Here is a 19,113-nt window from a genome sequence, read left to right as displayed (position 1 = left end):
GCCCTGTCACAGCAGGTCGGCTCCCACGGGCATCATATTTGTGCCCAGGGTGACTTTCTTTTGCATGTTTGCGAGAGAACAAACTCTCCTTCATTTCCTAGCGCCCTACCGACCGCCGCAGCCAATCGCGACCATTCAACCCCGATGCAGCCACTCCCGGGAGATCAGCGTCCGCTCATCCGGCATGGACATCGCCGTGTTGGACGCCATGGAACATGCTGACCCACCTTCCCGTTGATTTCATTTCGGGAGGACCAAATGGGGCGGCAACCCTGCCCAAGTCACCTCGGCACGGCTCGTGAGCTTCGCGCCCCATTCCGGCTACGCGCCTTCGGCATTCTGCTCGCGATCTGGGCCGGACTGACGATGTGCAACTCGACTGCCGCCACCGCGCAGTTGCCAGCCGGACCTGGAGGCGATCCGCCCGATCAAGAGCCACGCAAAGAGATTCGCGTAGAGCCGAAGGTCGGCGACGCTGCGATTGCCGCACGCATTGAGCGCATTCTGGCATCCACGACATGGTTCCAACGCGCCCATGTTGCTGTTCGTGAAGGCGTCGTGTTCCTTAACGGCAACACCGATACGCTTGAACATCGGCGCTGGGCCGGCCGACTTGCGGAAAGCACGGAAGGCACAGTCGCGGTGGTCAATCGCATCGAGGTCGAAACCGACACTGAGTTGACCTTTGGCTTTGCACGCGCGGAGTTTGCGCGGATGGGACGGCAGGCTCTGCAGACATGGCCTTGGGTGGTGCTTGCGATCACGATCATTCTCCTGTCCTGGCTGCTGTTCCACATTGTACGCCGCGCTGCCCTGCGGCTTCTCGCGACTCGCATTGCTTCGCCCCTTCTCCTGCGCGTGGTCGCGCGCCTCATCTCGATCCCGGTGTTCCTACTCGGCATCTACTTCGTCCTCCGCGTGTCCGGCCTGACGCGGCTTGCGCTGACCTTGCTTGGCGGCACTGGGGTGGTCGGCATCGTGGCCGGCTTAGCCTTTCGTGATATCGCCGAGAATTTTCTTGCGAGTGTTCTGCTTAGCGTCAGGAATCCGTTTCGAACGGGCGACCTGATCGAGGTAAACGGGAAGAAAGGGATAGTCCGGAATCTGAACATGCGGACCACTGCTCTTTTGACGCTGGATGGCAATTACGTTCAGATTCCTAACGCAATCGTTTTCAAGAGCACGATCACCAACTACAACAGCGCGGCTAGTCGGCGCGCGGAATATACGGTAGGCGTTGGCTATAGCTCGCAGACAGTCAAGGCACAGGCCTTGATTGCTGATGTTCTGCGGCAGCATCCCGCGGTACTGAAGAGCCCGGAGCCGCTCGTGTTGGTCCAGGAGCTGGGCGCCGCTACCATCAATCTCCGGGTTTATTACTGGTTCGCCAGCGCGACCTACTCGCCCGAAAAGATCAGTTCGTCTCTGATGCGTCTGACGAAGGATGCGCTGATCGACGCTGGGATCGAGCTTCCGGACCCGGCTCGCGAGGTGGTGTTCCCGAACGGCGTCCCAATCATCCAGGCCGATGCAGCGAAGACGAACATCGACCGTTGGACGACGCCGCCGCCCCCCCACGACAGAGCTATGGCACGCACCGCTGAGGGCGATCTGCGCAATGAATTCTCGGAACTGACGGAGGAGACCGGACTAAATCCGCCTGGACAGGAGAGAAACTTGCTAACGTCTTGACGCTGCCGCGGGCGGACTGCGGGGCAGAGCTCAAAAGCACGCAGGCACAGGATGTGACCCGGTCATTCCGGGCTTTAGGTTCGACAAATCGGGCGAAGCACACTCGACTGAAGGAACGTTCGACAGCTCGTCAAGGCCGTGTCCTTCCGTCATCCGGCCACCATGGCTACGTCACGAAGCACCACAGCCGATGGCTGCCTAAGAGCGCCGAAAACACGCGACGGCAGTGCGCTCTTAAGTCACAAGGCGCGGCAAAAGCCACTCGAAACGGATAGTCGATATCCGGGTTGACGTGCATCAGGTGAACTAGAAGCGAACATGCGCGCGGACGTCTCGTGCTGCCATTCGACACACGCATTGCGTGGACAACGGCTGCGCGCCCCATTTTATCGATTAACGAGAGCACAAGCTGGAGCACTCACATGGAGAAAGCGGAACTGCATCCTGAAGATTTTCCTCTCATGCTCGATGGCGATGCCTTGGTCACCCAAGATGGAACGAAGGTCGCCAATGCGCGGTCGGTCCGGTTGGCAGAAGACATAGCGCAACGCCTCAACGAGAACGCGGCTCGCAAACGAGAGGATCGCTGGGCCCTCTAGAACTGCTTCGCTTTGGCTACTTGAGACAGACAGTTAAAGCATTTGCAGCGGCGAGAATCCCGACTGCCTCCGCTGACGAATTGCAGCGATTTAACGTGCAGCTGAAAGGTCAAGCGCGTGCGAAGGAGCAAGAGCTCCTCTCGTTGTGCTGTGGCCAAAGCTCGGGTCGGAGTTCTAGCTCCGCTCAGCCTGATAATCAGAAGTCTCGGTGGCACCGGATTCTCAGGAAGACGCCTCGAGACCGATCAGTTCCTTAGAACCAACTGGCCATTTGCGTCGATTACCTCACCGGGGGCCGAACTTGACGCGGCTTAGTGCGATCTTTCCTTCCGATCGAACGAAGCACTGGCAGCACCCGCCGGCATACACAGCAATTTCGCGTGAGATCGAGGCGTTAAGTGCTGGGCGCGGCACCGTACCGTCATATACGGAAGGGTTGCTGAGAGAGGCCATTATACTACGTCGGTTTCCCCAAACCGGCAAAGCGGCCCCGGCCTCAAAAGCCCCCAATGCCCCAGCCGGGGCCGCAACGTTGGCCGGTACAACACTGAGACCTGCTTGACCTCGCTTGAGAATGTTACTGCGGAGCCGCTCGGCTTGGACAGCTTTACCTTTATCTACAATGGCCTTCGAAGGTCCGTCTGGACTCTTAAGCGGGCGGAGCCATGAATTTGGACCCTGCAGCAGCAGCGGAGCCCATCGACTGGCGTCTCGCTCAACGTCAATCCTTCATTCGTTCACGGGACGTTTCGTTGCTGGGCAGATTCTCGTGCGGATTGAGGGCTTGCGAATTTCGCGCTGGGCTCGGTATCGATTATCAGCTGCGCTGGACTTTCGTTTTTGCCGCCATCTTCCAGTCGAGATACTCGCAGAGTTCGGAAATTGGCGCGGCACCCGCGATGCCGATGGCGATGCCGGGCGCGTTGCTCCGGCCGGAGGACCGCGTTGGTTGCTCCTGGTCTGCAGCGAAACCGGTCCTTCTTCGAAGCCGCTCCAAACCAAACTCGGCCGTCAAAACTATGGGCGAGCGGTGTTACGTTCGAGCAGAGACTTCCGCAGGCTACGTTCGGCAGACGAGATTGTGGCGCGTGTATTTCGACAGGTGTATTGATGCGCGGCAGATCGCGCGACTGAGCCCACGCTTGCTCTCATCGGATTTTTCTTGATCTCCCGGTGCACACGTTGTGCACACGTCGCCTTCTAACCGATTGAAACATCTGAACTCTCGTTCCAGTCGATCATGGGCCAATTTGAGCAAGCTTGAAGCAAGCAGCGACAACCTGCGCAAACTCGGAGTAGCAGCCGAAAATAAACGCGACTTCGGCAGACCACCTCACGCGTCGATGACGACGTCGGAAAGCGGTACCGCCTGGCATGTCAGGCAATATTCCTCATCCAGCTCCGGACAATCGATGAGATGACGAACCTCGCCGGTCCTTACTACCACGGCGCAACTCTCGCATTGTCCGACGCGGCAACCACTCGGCAGCGTGAGACCGGCGCCTTCGGCCACCGCAAGAATGCTAGTAAGCGGTGCCTGCGGCGACCATGTCAGCGTGCGGCCAGAGCGAGCGAAATGAAGCTGGCGCGGCATCAGGCCATCGAGCACAGGTGGCGCAGGCGAACGGAAGCGTTCCCTGAATATCTCGAAGGCAGGCACGCCGCGCGCCTGAAGTCCCGCGTTGACTTCTTCCATCATCGCATCGGATGCGCACATGTAAAAGCGCGCCCGCTTGCGCAATAGTTCGGGATCGATGTCCGACACTGTGAATCGGCCCAGCCGGTCGAAGCGGTCGCCGCTTTGCGGCCGGCTCAAATGGGTGACCAGCGTCAGGTTCGGCAGCCTCTGCTGCAGCGCCTCAAGCCGATTCTGGAACGGCCGGCTCCGGTCATCCCGGCAACCATAGTGCAGCGCGATGCGCGGCTCGCCGGCATTCCCCTCCAGCGTTTCGAGATAGGACAGGAACGGCGTGATGCCGATGCCGCCAGCGATCAGAACGACCGGAAATTCGTTGCGCAGCGGCAAGACGAAGCCACCTTTCGGCGACTGCAACTCGACGACGTCGCCGGGCGCGAGCGCGTGCCTGATCGCCGTCGAGACCCGTCCACGCTCGATATGCCTGACCCCGATGTCATAGCCATCGGGCGAGGCGACCGCGGCTCCGGTGAGCGAATAGGAGCGGATCGCATCGCCCATCCGGAGGCTGATATGCTGGCCCGGCCGGAAGGACGGAAGCGGAGCGTTGTCCACTGGCCGCAATGTCAGCGCCACCACATCGGAGCATTCCTCGCGGCGCTCCGCGACGACGAACGATCGCCAACCCCGCCAGGCACTGCTCTCGCCACGCTCGACATCGCAGGCAAAGGAGCGCAGCGCCAGCGATCCACTGAGCGGATCACGCCCGTCTTCCGAGATGATGGCGTTGAAGCTCGCGCCCACGGTGCGCGTCTCGTCCGGTAGATAGCCCGGCAAGCCGAGATCCGGCGCCGGCTGCCACCAGCCGTAATCGCTCGCCACCACATCCTGCGCGAGCGCGTCGTTGCAGACGGCACGCATCCGGATCGTGCCCAAGCGGCTGTGCACGAGCATCCAGTCACCCTCCAGAATATTCCTGCGGCGGGCGAGTTCGGGATGGATCTCGGCGGTCGGCTCGGCGCGCTTGCGGCGCAGCGCATTGATGCCGCGATGCTGGCTATGACAGAAATACCCGCTATTGGCGGAAAACAGTGTCAGCGGAAACGCCTCGTCGCGCGGCTCGGCCGGTTCGACGAAGCGCGGCACCGCGGGATAGCCATGGCGATGCAGCAGTTCCGAATAGAGCTCGGCCTTGCCGGTCGGCGTGGCGAAGCCTGTCGTCTCGTATTTGCGGTGGAGATGCTTGAGCGGCACGCGAATGCCCTCCGGCTTCGCCCGTAGCGCCGCGAGGTCGAGTCCGAGCGGGGCGAGCAGATGTTCAAAGCCCTTTTCGACATCGCCGTCGAAGAACAGTTCGCCCATGCCGAGCCGTTTGGCGAGCTGGAACACGATCCACATGTCGGAACGAGCCTCGCCCTGCCGCGGAATCATCTGCGGGCGCAGCTGCACCAGTTCCTGCGCTTCGGGCGAGATCTCGAAGCCTAGGCGGAGCGCTTCGTGCTCCCAGGGACTCGACACCGGCAGCACGATGTCGGCCATTTCGGCGGTGGGATTCAGGAACAGATCGCAGTGGACCTGGAAATCAAGTGCCTTCAGCGCTTCCCGTCCGCGCTGCGGCGCAGGATGCGAGACCAGGAGGTTGGAGCCGAATGCGAACAGCGCGCGCACTCGGTAGGGCTTTCCGGTCAGCGCCGCGTCGTAGAAATCGCTGGAGGTGATCCAGCCGTCCGTTGGCGGGCCGAGCGGACGCTCCATGAGCCCGAGCGTATGCGCCCTCGTCTCCGGCGGGATCATCGCGATGGAATGCAGCGACGGCACCGGAAGGCTCGGCATCCTGACATTGCCCCCCGGCGCATCGAAACAGCCGGTCAGCGCATAAAGCGTGGCGATGGCGCGTTCGGTCTGCGAGGCGTTGGTGTGCTGTCCGAGTCCAGTCCAGCCGTGGTAGCTGACTGATGCCGCGGCCGCGATCGCAGCCGCGAGTTGCTCGACCTGCGCCGCCGGGATACCGGTGATGCGCTCGACCGTCGCGGGATCGTAAGGCGCGGCCGCCGCAACATAGTGATCGAAAGCGGTGCGGCAGGCGATAGGTCCGTCGGGGCCGCTGACCTCGAAGCTTCCTTCAAGCGCAGCCGCAGCGGGTCCATTCTCGGCGCGCTCTGCGCTACCTGCGCCCTCGTCCCAGACCAGGAAGCCGTCACCCAGCAGCCCGATATCGCCGGCACGCAGAAACCGGCCGTCGCTGTTGCGGACCAGAAAGGCAGCATTGGTCCAATGCCGAACGAAAGCGACGTCGTAAGCGCGGTTGACAATGAGCCAGCGCGCCAGCCCGAGCGCCAGCGCAGCATCGGTGCCGGGACGTATCCGCAGCCACAGATCGGCATCACGCGCCGAGCCGGTCCGGCGCGGATCTATCACCGCAAGCCTGGCGCCCCGCGCCCGCGCAGCGCTGATCGCCTCCGCCTGGGCCAGCCAGACATTGGCCGGGTTGTGGCCCCAGAGCAGGATCAGTTCGGAGTTGCGATAGTCCGCTGTCGGCAGGCCGCAGCCAAAGGTGAAGGCGTGGGCGTGGTCCTTGTGCCAGTTGCAGATCTCGGTGGAGAAGCAGTTGTTGGGACTGCCGAAGCCGCGGATGAAGCGCTGGATCCAGTCCAGGCTGTCTGATGTCGAGGACGAGGAGCCCGACGTCACGGCGAACGCGACTGATTCCGGACCGGTCTCCTCCCGGTAGCGCCCAAGCCGTTCAGCGATCTCGCTCAATGCCTCGTCCCAGGATATCGGCATGAAGCCCGGATCGGCTGCCCCCTTCGGCGCGGTGCGTCGCAACGGCGTCTTCAGGCGCCGGGCCGAGTGTGCGATCTCCGGAGCGGCCCTGCCCTTTGGGCACAACGCCTTGCCGGTCGGATGCGCCGGATTCGGCCGCACGGCGACAAGCTTGTCATTCTCGACCAGGTTGAGCGTGCCGCAGCGGGAGCGGCACAACGTGCAGAAGCCGGGCATTTCCTGCTTGGACATGGTCAGGCCTTCGTTGTCGCGCGCCCTCGCTCGGAAGGCCGAACGAGGGAACCCGATGTGGCGTCGTTCACCAGCAGGCTCGCGGCCGCGAGGTCCTCGATCGCCGCGCCGACGGACTTGAACAGGGTAATCTCGTTGTGGTGAAGGCGACCCGGCCTCGTGCCCCTTGTCAGTTCATGCAGATCGCCACAGATCCTGTCGGCGCTCCAGCGTCCGGCCGCGATGGGTTGCAGCAGGTCTCCCGCCTCGGCGAGCGCTCCGGCAAAGGTATCGACAAAGACGCGGCTGCGCGAGATGGCCTCATCGTCGCTTTCGCGCATCTGCGGCCTGAACGCGCCGACAAGATCGAGATGGGTTCCCGGCCGCAGCGATGCCCCCTTGACCAAGGGCTCGGTCGAGGTCGTCGCGCAGCTCACGATGTCAGCCTGCGGCAAAGCCTCGGCAAGGTCCGCCGCGGGAGTTGCGTTGACGCCCTGCCGGACAAGCGTCTCGGCCAGGGCCAGCGCGCGCTGAGGATTGCGCCCCCAGATCAGCACCTGTTCGATCGGACGAATGGCGCAGTGCGCGGCAACGAGGTGAGGCGCGAGATGGCCGGTTCCGACGACAAGCAGCGTGCGGCTGTCAGTGCGGGACAGATAGTCGGATGCAAGAGCTGAAGCGGCAGCCGTGCGGCGGTTGGTCAGGGCCTCGCCGTCGATCATCGCGCGCGGCTGGCCGGTCTGACCATCGAGCAGGAAATAGAGCGACGATACCGCTCCGAGACCACGCTCCGCATTCTGCGGAAACACCGTGACGAGCTTGACGCCGAGGGCTTCGCCGCGGATCCAGGCCGGCATGGTCAGGAGACTGGCGGGCGCGCCGTCGACACCGACCTCGTAGGCCTGCCGCAACGGCATCGGTTCGCCACCGCGTCTGAAAGCTGCGCGCAATGCCTCGATCAACCCGGGAAAGGCGAGCGCGGCATGGACGTCTGCAGCGGAGTAACTGCGCAGCATCGGTATCATCCCGTCCAAATCATGAAAGTGCGCTGATGCCGGTGCAAATCCAGATGACTTCAGCATCCTCCTTGCTCAACGACACGATGGCGTGGCCCATGTTACTGTCGAAATAGGTGCTGTCACCGACTTCGAGCGTGACGGGAGCATAGAACTCCGTAAACACCCGGATGGTACCGGACAGGACGCACAAAAACTCCTCGCCCTCGTGACGCACCCAGCCGGGAAAATCGTCCAGACTGCGCGCCCTGATCCGCGCCTTGAACGGCAGGATGTGCTTTTGCGAGAGGTCGGTCGCCAGCACCTCGTAGTCGTAGGTGTCAGTCGGATGCGGCTTGCCCTCCCCCTTTCGGGTGACGCTGCGGCGGCCAAACGGCGCGTTCTGGCGACGCTGGTCGAACAACTCGACGATGTCGAGATCGACGCCGCGCGTGATCTTCTGGAGCACGTCATAGGTCGGCGACATCTGGCCGTTCTCGATCTTCGACAGGGTCGAGCGCGCAACGCCCGTTCGCTCGCTTACCTCCTTCAACGTCCACCCCTTGTCGATCCGTACGCGCTTCAGCCTGTGACCGAGGTCATCGTCTCCCTCGGCCGGCGCGACGTCGGCCGAAAAACGCGCAGGCACACTCTCGGTGGCCGCGGTCTCCCTCAGCGACGGTCGCGTCGCAGACTTCTTCATCGCGTTTCTCTTCCGTCTATTCTCGATTTGCTTCCATGACCGGCGGGCGGTCCCGGCGGCACGTGGTGACCGCCGGGACCCTGCCTCACTTCTTTACGAGAGGGCATTCACTCTGGGCAAGAGACTGGAAGGCCTGCTCGCCGGGAACGGTCGCCACGACATTATAATAATCCCATGGCTGCTTCGATTCGGAAGGTTTCTTGACCTGGACCAGCAGCATGTTGTGGACCATGCGGCCGTCCTCGCGCACCTTGCCGCCCTTGGCGAAAAAGTCGTCGACGGGCAGCTCGCGCATCTTGGCAGCCACGGCCTTGGCCTCATCGGTGCCGGCGGCCTGGATCGCCTTGAGATAGTGCCGGATCGAGGAATAGACGCCGGCCTGCGGCGCGGTCGGCATCGCCTTGCGCGCCTCGAAGAAGCGCTTGGCGAAGGCGCGCGTTTCGTCGTTCTGGTCCCAATAGAAGCCTTCGATGAACGAGATGCCCTGCGCGGTCGACAGGCCGAGAGCGTGAACGTCCGTAATGAACATAACCGGCGCGGAGATTGCCTGGCCGCCCGCGATAATGCCGAACTCATTGGCCTGCTTGATTGCCGTCGTCATGTCCTTGCCGGCGGTGGCGAGCACGATGACTTTTGCTTTCGATGCCTGCGCCGGCAGGAGAAACGCCGAGAGATCGCTCGCGCCAAAGGGATGGCGGACGGTGCCCAGAACCTTGCCGCCGTTCGCAGTGATCGCTTCGCTCGCGATCTTCTCGAGCGAATGCCCAAAGGCAAAGTCGGCGGTAATGATGAAGAATGTATCGTTGCCCTTGTCGATCAGGGCCTTCATCGGTCCGACCGCGTTGGAGTAGTTGTCGTAGACCCAATGAAAGCCGGTCGGCGAGCACTGCTTTCCGGTCAGATCCGTCGTGCCCGGCGACGAGAAGAGCGCGACACGATTGGTGTCGCGCGTCAGCTGCTGCACCGCGAGCGCAATGGCGCTGTTGGTGACGTCCGAGATCGCATCGACCTTCTCGTTCTCGATCCAGCGCCGGGCGATGCCGACGCCGATGTCGGCCTTCTGCTGATGATCGGCGCCGATGATCTCGATGGGCTTGCCGAGAACCTTGCCGCCAAAATCGGCCGCCGCCATCTGCGCGGCCAGGAGCGAGCCCGGTCCGTTCAGGTCGGAATACTGGCCGGACATGTCGGTCAGCACGCCGATCTTTACCACGTCGTCGCTGACCTGGGCCGCGGCCTGACCGCCGACGGCGAACGAACCCAGACAGAGCGCGGCCGCGATCCCGCGCAAGGATTTGGAAGGCGTCTGTTGCATCATCTATTCCCTATTGTCAGATCCACTCTCTCGAGCGGGTTGGCCCGGTCCTGTCGTGCTCCGCCCCGACGGCGAAGCCACTATTCGAAATCTCTCAGCCCATTCCTGCGGCGCGACGGTCACCTCATGGAGCACGGCGGGCGTAGCCGCCGGGGTTCGGCGCAGGCTATGCCAGAACTCGATCAGCTCGCCGACGATACCGCGCCGGAAGGCGAGTACGCAGAGGACGAAGATCAGGCCGTGAATGACGGTGACCCATTGCCCGAAGGCAGCCAGATAGTTCTGCATGGCGACGACGATGAAAGCGCCGACGAGCGGACCGTAGAGCGTGCCGACGCCCCCGAGAAACGTCATCAGCAGCACCTCTCCCGACATCGACCAGTGCACGTCGGTGAGACTGGCGAGCTGGCTGACAATCGCCTTGGTCGAACCCGCAACGCCCGCAAGCGCCGCCGAGAGCACGAAGGCAACGAGCTTGTAGTGGCTGGTCTCAAAGCCGAGCGACTGGGCGCGGGCGTCGTGATCGCTGATCGCCCTCAGCACGCGCCCGAACGGCGAGCCCACCAGGCGCATGATCAGGAAGAAGCCGCCGAGGAATATCGCCAGCACGAAGGCGTAGAGATTGGCCGGCCGCGACAGATCGATCAGGCCGAACAGCATGCCACGCGGAATTGCCTGCAACCCATCTTCGCCGCCGGTGAAAGGCGCCTGCAGCGCCACGAAATAGATCATCTGCGCGAAGGCGAGCGTCACCATGGCAAAGTAGATGCCGCTGCGACGAATGGCGAGCCAGCCGATGACGAGGCCGAGCATCGCCGCAACTGCGGTCCCGGCCAGGATCGCAAATTCGGGAGGCAGCCCCCAGATCTTGGCGACATGACCGCAGACATAGCCGGCGGAACCAAGGAACATCGAGTGGCCGAAGGAGACGAGCCGCCCATACCCGGCGACCAGGTTGAAGGCGCAGGCGAACAGCGCGAAGATCATCGCTTTCATCATGAAGCCGGGATAGACGACGAGCGGCGCCGCCGCGAGACAGCAGGCGAGCGCCAGGAAGATCAGCGTCTGCTTGCGCGTTGACGACGCAGTCGCCGACAGGCTGGACTGCGGTTGACCCTGCCCCGCCTCGAGCTTCGCGCCGAACAATCCGGCCGGACGGATCAGCAGCACCACCGCCATCACGACAAAGACAACCGTCGTCGAGGCTTCGGGATAGAAGGCCTTCGTCAGACCCTCGATGATGCCGACGAGGAAGCCGGTCACGATCGCGCCCATGATCGAGCCCATGCCGCCGATTACCACCACCGCGAAGACGACGATCAGCAGGTCCGCGCCCATCAGCGGACTGACCTGGTAAACCGGCGCGGCCAGAACGCCCGCCAGCGCGGCAAGCGCGACGCCGGCGCCGTAGGTCAGCGTGATCATGCGCGGGACGCGGATACCGAACGCCTGAACCAGAATCGGGTTCTCGGTTGCGGCGCGCAGATAGGCGCCAAGCTTGGTCCGCTCGATGACGTACCAGGTGCCGAAGCAGATCACCACCGATGCCGCGATCACCCAGGCCCGGTAGTTCGGCAGGAACATGAAGCCGAGATTGCGACCTCCCGTCAGCTCCTGTGGAATCACATAGGGTTGGCCGGAAGATCCAAACCAGTTGCTGAACGCGCCCTGCACCATCAACGCGAGACCGAATGTGAGGAGCATGCCATAGAGATGATCGAGCCTGTAAAGGCGTCGCAGCAGCACCACCTCGATCACAATGCTGATCGCGCCGACGGCGAGCGGAGCCAGGATCAGCGCCCACCAATAGCCGACGCCGAGATAATTGAGCAGGAACCACGCGCCCACCGCGCCCATCATGTACTGCGCGCCGTGGGCGAAGTTCACGATGTTCATCATGCCGAAGATCACCGCGAGGCCTAGGCTCAGCATGGCGTAGAAGGCCCCGTTGATCAGCCCGAGCAGGAGCTGGCCATAGAGGACAGCGGAAGGGACGCCGAGGATCGTGGTCATGATGTCCGTTCGGTTAGAGTCCTAGATAGCTTTTGAGCGCGCCAAGCCTGCCTTCGAACTCCGCGCCCGGAATTTCCTCGACGACGCGGCCGAGCTCCACGACGTAGTGCCGATCGGCGAGACCGGCGGCGAAGCCGACGTTCTGCTCGACCAGCAAGATGGTAAAGCCTAGCGTCTTCAGTTCCGTGATGGTGCGGCCGATCTGGCGGATGATGACGGGAGCCAAACCTTCGGTCGGCTCGTCGAGCAGCAGGATGCGCGCGCCGGTATGCAGGATGCGCCCGAGCGCCAGCATCTGCTGCTCGCCGCCGGACAGCTTGGTTCCCTGGCTATCGAGGCGCTCCTTCAGATTTGGAAACAGCACGAGGATTTGTGCGACCGTCATGCCGCCGGCGGCGACCTTCGGTGGCAGCAGCAGGTTTTCGCGCACGCTCAGGCTCGCGAAGATGCCGCGCTCCTCGGGACAGAAAGCGATTCCCTTGCGCGCGATGTCGTAGGGCGCGGCAGCGATCAGCTCGTGGCCGTCAAGCGCGATCGAGCCCGCGCGCTTGTCCAGCAGACCCATGATCGCCTTCAGCGTCGTGGTCTTGCCGGCGCCGTTGCGGCCAAGCAGCGTCACCACCTCGCCCGCCCGGACACTGAAATCCACTCCGTGCAAGACCTTGGACTCGCCGTACCAGGCCTGCAGCTTGCCGACCGTTAGGGTCTCAGCCATGCGCCTGCCCCGTATAGGCCGCCATCACGTCGGCGCGCGAGGAGACTTCCGCATAGCTTCCCTCCGCCAGCACCTCGCCGCGCACCATCACGGTGATGGTGTCGGCGAGCTCGGCGACCACATTCATGTTGTGCTCGACCAGCAATACCGTGCGGTCCTTCCCCGCCTCGTGGATCAATTGCGTCACCCGGCCGATATCTTCGTGACCGAGTCCCGCCATCGGCTCGTCGAGCAGCAACACCTTGGGCTCGAGCGCAAGCGTCGTCGCCAGTTCGAGCACGCGCTTGCGGCCGTAGGAAAGGCTGCCCGCCATCGTCCAGGCATATTCCGACAGGCCGAAGCGCGCGAGCAGCGCATCAGCACGGTCCAGCACGCTGCGATGACGCGAAATTCGGCCGAGCAGATTCCAGGCGAGACCATGCTCGCGCAGCAGCGCGAGCTCGATATTCTCGCGCACCGTCAATCCGGCGAAGACCGCGGAGATCTGGAAGGAGCGCACCACGCTGCGCTTGGCCATCGCCGGCATGCCAAGGCGGGTGACGTCATCGCCTTCGTGCAGGATCACGCCGGCTGTAGGCGGGAGGAATTTCGTCAGAAGGTTGAACAGGGTGGTCTTGCCGGCTCCGTTCGGGCCGATCACGGCGTGCATGCTGTTGCGGGCAAGGCGGAAGTTGACGTCTTTGACGGCGAAGAAGCCGCCGAACTCGCGGCTCAGGCCGCGGGCCTCCAAAGCATAAGCGACGCCGTCCATCATGCCTTTGCCTTGCTGACGCCTGGATGTCGGATCGGAGAAACGAAGGTGACCAGACCGCGGCCCCATCCTCGATCATAGGTTTCCTATCGTCAACTTTATTCCGATAAGATATTTTTGGCAGAATGCTGAATTTTTAGGCCCGTCGGGAAATCTACCGCCGCCCCTCGATCAGATGGACGAGTTGTGCCCCGACCTCGTACAGGGCCATCCTGGCGCTCCGGAACGGCGGCTTGATCGGCGCCGAGGCCGGGAGCGGCAGATCTTTCTCGTGGAGTCGTCCGAGCGCGTAGAGGGCGAGCAACCGTCCGAACGTCGTACCGGGCGCAATGCCGCGCCCGTTGTAGCCACTGAAGCCGAACACGTTTTCGGCGAGCTTGTGGAAGCGCGGCAGGTGATCGTCGGTCATGCCGATCAGGCCGTACCATTCCGCTTCGAACCTGACGTCACCGATCTGCGGGAATAGCTTCTTCAGCGCCCGTCGTGCCCAGGATCGATGAACCGCAACACCCGTCCCTCGGAGCGCGCCGCAACTTCCGAACACGAGGCGGCCCGCGCGATCGAAGCGAAACGAACTCAGCACCTCATTAGTGTCCCAGGCACCTTGCCGTTCGGGAAGAATAGATTCGCGAACGTTGTCGGACAACGGCTGGGTGGCGAAGTTGAAATAGGGCAGATGGATCTGCTCCGTTCTCACTTCGGACCAGGGCCCTGTCGCATAGGCATCGGTCGCCACGATGACGCGATCGGCAATGACGCGGCCGCCCGCCGTGTGCAGCTTCCACTTTCCGTCAATCTGCTCGGCCGAGGTGACCGCGCTGCGAGTGAATATCTTGGCGCCGGCACTCAAGGCGCTGCGGGCAAGGCCCCGCGCATAGGCCAGCGGCTGGATCGTTCCTGCGCGCCGATCCAGTAGCGATCCGGCATAGGCTGACGACCCGATCTTCGTCTCGGTCTCGTTCGCGTCCAGTAACTCAACCGGCGCCCCGCGGCGGCTCCACTGCGCAACGCGCTGCTCCAACTCCTTCAACCCCTTGAGACCGACGGCGCAATGAAGCGTGCCAGCACGCTCTACCTCGCACGCGATGCCGTGACGTTCGATCAGATCGAACACCAGTTTCGGGGCGTCGCCCAACAGTTCGAGCAGACGCTCGCCGTAGTCGCCGCCGAGCACGTCGCTGAGGACGTCCGGCATCACCCACATGCCGGCATTAACCAGCCCGACGTTGCGGCCGGCCCCGCCAAAGCCGATCTCCACCGCCTCGAGCAGCGCGACATTGGCACCCGCCTCAGCGAGATGGAGCGCGGCCGACAGGCCAGTATATCCGCCGCCGACGATGGCCGTGTCGACCTTGATCAAGCCGTTCAGCCCGGCGGTGTCAGGCGCCGGTGGTGCGGTCAATTCCCAGAGACCGTGGGATCTGGCGTTGCCTAGCATCGGCTCCGACGTCCTCTCTTGCGTCCGCCCGCGGGTCGGGTTGTCCGAGGCGCGTTGACTGGCTCATTCCAAATCGGCAAGTGGGATGCCGACCGTTGCGGGGTGCCGAGCACCTAGACTGCGGGTCCGGCGGTAATCTAGCGTTGCCAGCGGCGACGGGCCAAGCCATGTTTGGTAAAGACCTCATTCGCCCGGAGAATGACGTGCAGGGCCCTCGCCGCTTCTTACCCTCGCTGCCTCTGCTGGCCGCCTTTGAAGCGGCGGCGCGGACGGGGAGCATCACAGCCGCGGCCAGGGAGCTGTCGCTAACGCAGAGCGCCGTGAGCCGCCAAGTCAAGGCACTGGAGGAGCAGCTCGAAGTCGAGCTGTTTCATCGCGAGCGGCAGACCATCCGCCTGACCGTGGGCGGAGACGCCTATGCCCGCGAGATCCGCGACGCGCTGCGCAAGATCAGCACGGCCTCGCTCAACCTGCGAGCCAATCCGTTCGGCGGCACATTGACTCTCGCAATCCTCCCGACCTTTGGCACACGATGGCTGGCGCCACGGCTGCCCAAATTCCTTGCGGGCAATCCCGGCATCACCATCAATCTGGTGACGCGGCTGTCGAGTTTCGATTTCAGGCTGGAGCCCGTCGACGCCGCGATCCATTTCGGCCGCCCGGAATGGCAAGGGGGCGAACTGGCATTGCTGCGGTCGGAGACCGTGGTACCCGCCTGCAGTTCCGAGTTACGACGCCAATACAGTTTCAAGGAAGCAGGCGATCTCCGGAAGGCTCCCCTCCTGCATTTGATGACGCGCCCGGACGCGTGGGAGCAATGGCTGACGCTGCACGGCGTAGACGCCCATGCCGTCCATGGTATGCTGCTGGATCAGTTCGCCACCGCAGCGCAGGCGGCGATTTCCGGACTAGGCATTGCCTTGCTTCCCGAATTTCTCATCGAGGAAGAGCTGAGCACCGGCAAGCTGGTGCGCGCCCTCGATCTGCCAATGAAAAGCACCGAGGCCTACTATCTGGTGTGGCCGACCGACCGGGCGTCCCATCCACCACTTGTTGCCTTCCGGGAATGGCTTCTCCTGGAAACGGCAGCGGATCGTTGAAGGTCCCCCTGACAAGGGGCGGGTCTGCGGACCGGCCCTCAATTCCGAGCGATATCAGCTTGGCTCCCCTCGGTCATTCAACGCAGGAATGACTTCTTGAACTTCTATCGTTTGAAAATGCCGGGTCATTATCCTCTCTACGAGATGGGACATCGCCTTCACGGGCCCCGCCCCCGAGAGAAAGCGATCGTGACGTCTCTCAAGCCAACCGCTGACAGCAGCCTCTTTTGAAATCAACGCGAGCCCTTTGAAAGGAACGCCTCATGTCAGTCAAACCGTCCGACCAGGCAGGAAAGCTTTCGCTCAAGGCCGAGGTCGACGCGCTTCTGGTTGAACTCGGCGTCGAACCCGCCAGCTACACCGGCGGTACGCTGGTCGCGACGACGCCGATCACAGGCGAAACCGTGGCGCATGTCAGGCAGGTCGATGCCGATGACGCGGCCTCGGCCATCGAAAAGGCTCACGCAGCTTTTCGCGCATGGCGCTTGGTCCCTGCTCCCAGACGCGGTGAACTGGTACGACTGCTCGGCGAGGAGCTGCGCGCCAACAAGCGCACGCTCGGCCGGCTGGTTTCGATCGAGGCCGGCAAAATCAAGTCCGAAGGTCTCGGCGAAGTCCAAGAGATGATCGACATTTGCGACTACGCCGCGGGGCTTTCCCGCCAGCTCTACGGCTTGACGATCGCCACCGAACGTTCCGAGCATCGAATGGCGGAAAGCTGGCATCCGCTCGGCGTCACGGGCATCATCTCGGCTTTCAACTTTCCGGTCGCGGTCTGGTCGTGGAACGCCGCGTTGGCGCTGATCGGCGGCAACAGCATCGTCTGGAAACCATCGGAGAAGACGCCCCTCACCGCCTTGGCGACGGACGCGCTGTTCGGACGCGCCCTGACGCGCTTCAAGGCCGACGGAGGCTTGGCACCCGACGGATTGTCCGCCGTGCTGATCGGAGGACGCGAGATCGGTGAGGCCGTCGTCGACAACCCCAGGGTCCCCCTGGTCTCGGCGACCGGTGCGACGGCGATGGGACGCGCCGTCGCGCCGAAACTCGCCCGGCGCTTCGCCCGCGCTATTCTCGAGCTCGGCGGCAACAACGCAGCGATCGTGACCCCGACTGCCGACCTCGAGCTGACGCTGCGCGGCGTCGCCTTTGCGGCAATGGGCACGGCCGGTCAACGCTGCACCACGCTGCGACGCCTCTTCGTTCACGAGAACGTCTATGACAGCTTCGTGCCGCGGCTGAAGAAGGTCTATGCCTCCGTCTCCGTCGGCAATCCTCTCGCCGACAATCTGGTCGGCCCTCTGATCGACGGCTTCGCTTATGAATCGATGCAGCGCGCCCTTGGCGAAGCCAGGGCCGCAGGCGCAGCCGTTTTCGGCGGCGAGCGCGTCGCCGTCTCGGGCGCCGACGGGGCGTTCTACGTCCGCCCAGCGCTGGTCGAGATCAGCGGACAGACCGGAACGGTCGAGCGCGAGACTTTTGCGCCGATTCTCTATGTAATGAAATACAGCAACTTCGATGCCGTGATCGAATTGCACAATGCCGTCCCGCAGGGACTGTCGTCTTCGATTTTCACCAACGATCTGCGCGAGGCCGAAGCCTTCCTGTCGGCGCGCGGCTCCGATTGCGGGATCGCCAATGTGAACATCGGCCCTTCGGGCGCCGAGATCGGTGGTGCATTCGGCGGCGAGAAGGAAACCGGCGGCGGGCGCGAATCCGGGTCGGATGCCTGGAAGGCCTACATGCGGCGCGCCACCAACACGATCAACTATGGCCGCACGCTGCCGCTCGCCCAGGGCGTCAAGTTCGACGTCGAATGAACGGAAATCGCCGTGAACGTGTCGCTGCAGACGTCGTCGCATTTCCGGCCGTCCTCCCGCCTGTCGGCGATCGGGGTCTCGGAGATCCTGAGGCTCACCGGCCTCGCCACGGATCTGAAGCGCCAGGGCAAGGATGTCATCATCCTCGGCACCGGAGAGCCCGACTTCGACACGCCCGCTCACGTCAAGGACGCGGCGGCGCGCCATGCACGCAGGCGCGACGAAATATACCGCGCTCGACGGTACGCCCGCGCTCAAATCCGCCATCCGCGCCAAATTCCACCGCGACAACGGCCTCGACTTCGCTCAGGACGAGATCACGGTCTCAAGCGGTGCGAAGCAGGTTCTCTACAATGCAATGATGGCGACCCTCGACCCGGGCGACACCCGGGCGACGAAGTCATCATCCCGACGCCGTTCTGGGTGAGCTACGCCGACATCGTCCTCATTGCAGGCGGCAAGCCGGTTCTGGTGCCATGTTCGGAAGCCAACGGCTTCCGGCTCTCCGCGGGCGATCTCGAAGCGGCGATCACGCCATGCACGCGCTGGGTGATGTTGAATTCGCCGTCGAATCCCACCGGCGCCGCTTACTCCGCGGCGGACCATCAGCCGTTGCTCGACGTCCTGTTGAGGCAACCGCGCGTCTGGCTGATCGCCGACGACATCTATGAGCATATCGTCTCCGACGATTTTCGCTTTGTCACCCCGGCTGCGATCGAGCCGGCGCTTCGTGACCGCATTCTGACGGTCAACGGTCTTTCTAAGGCGTATGCGATGACCGGCTGGCGCATCGGCTACGTCGGCGGACCACGCGCGCTGATTCGCGCCATGGCCGCGGTGCAGAGCCAGTCGACGTCCTGTCCATCGTCTATCAGACAGGCCGCAGCCGTCGAAGCCCTCAACGGTCCGCAGGACATCGTGCGCAACCATTGCCGGTCGTTTCAGGCACGCCGCGATCTCGTCGTTTCCGCATTGAATGAGATCAAGGGTATCACCTGCCGCGTGCCCGAAGGGACGTTCTACACGTTCGCGAGTTGTGCAGGCCTCATCGGCAAGAAGGCGCCCGACGGCAGCATCGTCGAGAGCGATATGGCCCTTGCAGAATATTTGCTGCGGACGGTCAGCGTCGCAGTCGTTCCCGGGTCGGCATTTGGTCTCGCGCCGTATTTCCGCATCTCCTACGCAACTTCGGCTGCAGAACTCGAAGAGACCCGTCGGCGCATCGCGACGGCGTCCGCACAACTACTCTAGAGCAAAATCTGACCGACTTGGATCGGGAGGGATTCCCATGGGAGTCAAAATCTGATTCACCCTGTGTGCTGGACGAGGAGGCCGGCACACA

12 protein-coding genes and 2 pseudogenes are annotated in these 19,113 nt (G+C 63.2%); 5 read left to right on the top strand and 9 right to left on the bottom strand.

What is annotated here, in order from left to right:
• Positions 1–258 precede the first annotated feature (258 nt).
• Together EDE08_RS20820 and EDE08_RS38495 are read left to right on the top strand one after the other, a co-directional pair.
• Positions 259–1,692, top strand: coding sequence for a mechanosensitive ion channel family protein (locus tag EDE08_RS20820; RefSeq protein WP_131870701.1), 1,434 nt, complete (start codon positions 259–261; stop codon positions 1,690–1,692).
• A gap of 422 nt (positions 1,693–2,114) precedes the next feature.
• On the top strand, positions 2,115–2,291 hold the full coding sequence (locus EDE08_RS38495; RefSeq protein ID WP_165936067.1) for a hypothetical protein: 177 nt from the start codon (positions 2,115–2,117) through the stop codon (positions 2,289–2,291).
• Positions 2,292–3,624: 1,333 nt separating this feature from the next.
• Here EDE08_RS38495 and EDE08_RS20815 read toward each other — a convergent pair.
• The 9 genes and pseudogenes from EDE08_RS20815 to EDE08_RS20780 form a co-directional block, all read right to left on the bottom strand.
• Positions 3,625–6,942 (bottom strand): molybdopterin-dependent oxidoreductase, encoded by a 3,318-nt coding sequence (locus EDE08_RS20815; RefSeq protein ID WP_131870700.1) that lies wholly within the window; start codon positions 6,940–6,942, stop codon positions 3,625–3,627.
• Positions 6,943–6,944: 2 nt separating this feature from the next.
• On the bottom strand, positions 6,945–7,937 hold the full coding sequence (gene lhpI / locus EDE08_RS20810) for a bifunctional Delta(1)-pyrroline-2-carboxylate/Delta(1)-piperideine-2-carboxylate reductase (RefSeq protein ID WP_349627690.1): 993 nt from the start codon (positions 7,935–7,937) through the stop codon (positions 6,945–6,947).
• Positions 7,938–7,956: 19 nt separating this feature from the next.
• Positions 7,957–8,619 carry a helix-turn-helix domain-containing protein gene (locus EDE08_RS20805; RefSeq protein ID WP_131870699.1) on the bottom strand — a complete coding sequence of 221 codons (663 nt, stop codon included), beginning with the start codon at positions 8,617–8,619 and terminating at the stop codon, positions 7,957–7,959.
• An 85-nt stretch (positions 8,620–8,704) separates the two neighbouring features.
• Entirely contained in the window at positions 8,705–9,934 is a 1,230-nt protein-coding gene (locus tag EDE08_RS20800) for an ABC transporter substrate-binding protein (protein ID WP_131870698.1), read from the bottom strand.
• 3 nt (positions 9,935–9,937) lie between these two features.
• The gene (locus tag EDE08_RS39510) at positions 9,938–10,930 is read right to left on the bottom strand and encodes a branched-chain amino acid ABC transporter permease (RefSeq protein WP_349627698.1); all 993 of its coding nucleotides are present in this window, start codon (positions 10,928–10,930) and stop codon (positions 9,938–9,940) included.
• Positions 10,931–11,071: 141 nt separating this feature from the next.
• Positions 11,072–11,947 (bottom strand): annotated as a pseudogene (locus EDE08_RS39505) (branched-chain amino acid ABC transporter permease); the annotation flags it as partial.
• Positions 11,948–11,960: 13 nt separating this feature from the next.
• Complete coding sequence (locus EDE08_RS20790) at positions 11,961–12,662, bottom strand: ABC transporter ATP-binding protein (protein ID WP_131870697.1); 702 nt, start codon at positions 12,660–12,662, stop codon at positions 11,961–11,963.
• Positions 12,655–13,416, bottom strand: a complete 762-nt coding sequence (locus tag EDE08_RS20785) for an ABC transporter ATP-binding protein (protein ID WP_131870696.1) — start codon at positions 13,414–13,416, stop codon at positions 12,655–12,657. The genes EDE08_RS20790 and EDE08_RS20785 overlap by 8 nt, the downstream gene beginning before the upstream one ends.
• Before the next feature lie 151 nt (positions 13,417–13,567).
• The gene (locus EDE08_RS20780; protein WP_131870695.1) at positions 13,568–14,851 is read right to left on the bottom strand and encodes an NAD(P)/FAD-dependent oxidoreductase; all 1,284 of its coding nucleotides are present in this window, start codon (positions 14,849–14,851) and stop codon (positions 13,568–13,570) included.
• A 167-nt stretch (positions 14,852–15,018) separates the two neighbouring features.
• On the opposite strand from EDE08_RS20780, the gene EDE08_RS20775 reads away from it, so the two are divergent.
• The 3 genes and pseudogenes from EDE08_RS20775 (at position 15,019) to EDE08_RS20765 (ending at position 19,022) form a co-directional block, all read left to right on the top strand.
• Positions 15,019–15,951, top strand: coding sequence for a LysR family transcriptional regulator (locus EDE08_RS20775; protein WP_207913054.1), 933 nt, complete (start codon positions 15,019–15,021; stop codon positions 15,949–15,951).
• A gap of 263 nt (positions 15,952–16,214) precedes the next feature.
• Positions 16,215–17,771, top strand: coding sequence for an L-piperidine-6-carboxylate dehydrogenase (gene amaB / locus EDE08_RS20770; RefSeq protein ID WP_131870694.1), 1,557 nt, complete (start codon positions 16,215–16,217; stop codon positions 17,769–17,771).
• A 6-nt stretch (positions 17,772–17,777) separates the two neighbouring features.
• Positions 17,778–19,022, top strand: a pseudogene (locus EDE08_RS20765) (pyridoxal phosphate-dependent aminotransferase).
• The last annotated feature ends 91 nt before the right edge of the window (positions 19,023–19,113 follow it).

Origin of the sequence: Bradyrhizobium sp. R2.2-H, assembly GCF_004346455.1 — a bacterium.
Taxonomy (GTDB): domain Bacteria; phylum Pseudomonadota; class Alphaproteobacteria; order Rhizobiales; family Xanthobacteraceae; genus Bradyrhizobium; species Bradyrhizobium diversitatis.
The sequence above is the reverse complement of the archived record's forward strand: the minus strand, read 5'-3'. Positions and strand labels throughout refer to the sequence as shown.

Bases quoted from the DNA above. Each gene is read 5' to 3' on its own strand.
- EDE08_RS20775 (WP_207913054.1), top strand. From the start codon at position 15,019: ATGTTTGGTAAAGACCTCATTCGCCCGGAGAATGACGTGCAGGGCCCT.
- EDE08_RS39510 (WP_349627698.1), bottom strand. From the start codon at position 10,930: ATGAAAGCGATGATCTTCGCGCTGTTCGCCTGCGCCTTCAACCTGGTC.
- EDE08_RS20800 (WP_131870698.1), bottom strand. From the start codon at position 9,934: ATGCAACAGACGCCTTCCAAATCCTTGCGCGGGATCGCGGCCGCGCTC.
- EDE08_RS20820 (WP_131870701.1), top strand. From the start codon at position 259: ATGGGGCGGCAACCCTGCCCAAGTCACCTCGGCACGGCTCGTGAGCTT.
- EDE08_RS20805 (WP_131870699.1), bottom strand. From the start codon at position 8,619: ATGAAGAAGTCTGCGACGCGACCGTCGCTGAGGGAGACCGCGGCCACC.
- amaB (WP_131870694.1), top strand. From the start codon at position 16,215: ATGTCAGTCAAACCGTCCGACCAGGCAGGAAAGCTTTCGCTCAAGGCC.
- EDE08_RS20790 (WP_131870697.1), bottom strand. From the start codon at position 12,662: ATGGCTGAGACCCTAACGGTCGGCAAGCTGCAGGCCTGGTACGGCGAG.
- EDE08_RS20780 (WP_131870695.1), bottom strand. From the start codon at position 14,851: ATGCTAGGCAACGCCAGATCCCACGGTCTCTGGGAATTGACCGCACCA.
- EDE08_RS38495 (WP_165936067.1), top strand. From the start codon at position 2,115: ATGGAGAAAGCGGAACTGCATCCTGAAGATTTTCCTCTCATGCTCGAT.
- EDE08_RS20785 (WP_131870696.1), bottom strand. From the start codon at position 13,416: ATGATGGACGGCGTCGCTTATGCTTTGGAGGCCCGCGGCCTGAGCCGC.
- EDE08_RS20815 (WP_131870700.1), bottom strand. From the start codon at position 6,942: ATGTCCAAGCAGGAAATGCCCGGCTTCTGCACGTTGTGCCGCTCCCGC.
- lhpI (WP_349627690.1), bottom strand. From the start codon at position 7,937: ATGCTGCGCAGTTACTCCGCTGCAGACGTCCATGCCGCGCTCGCCTTT.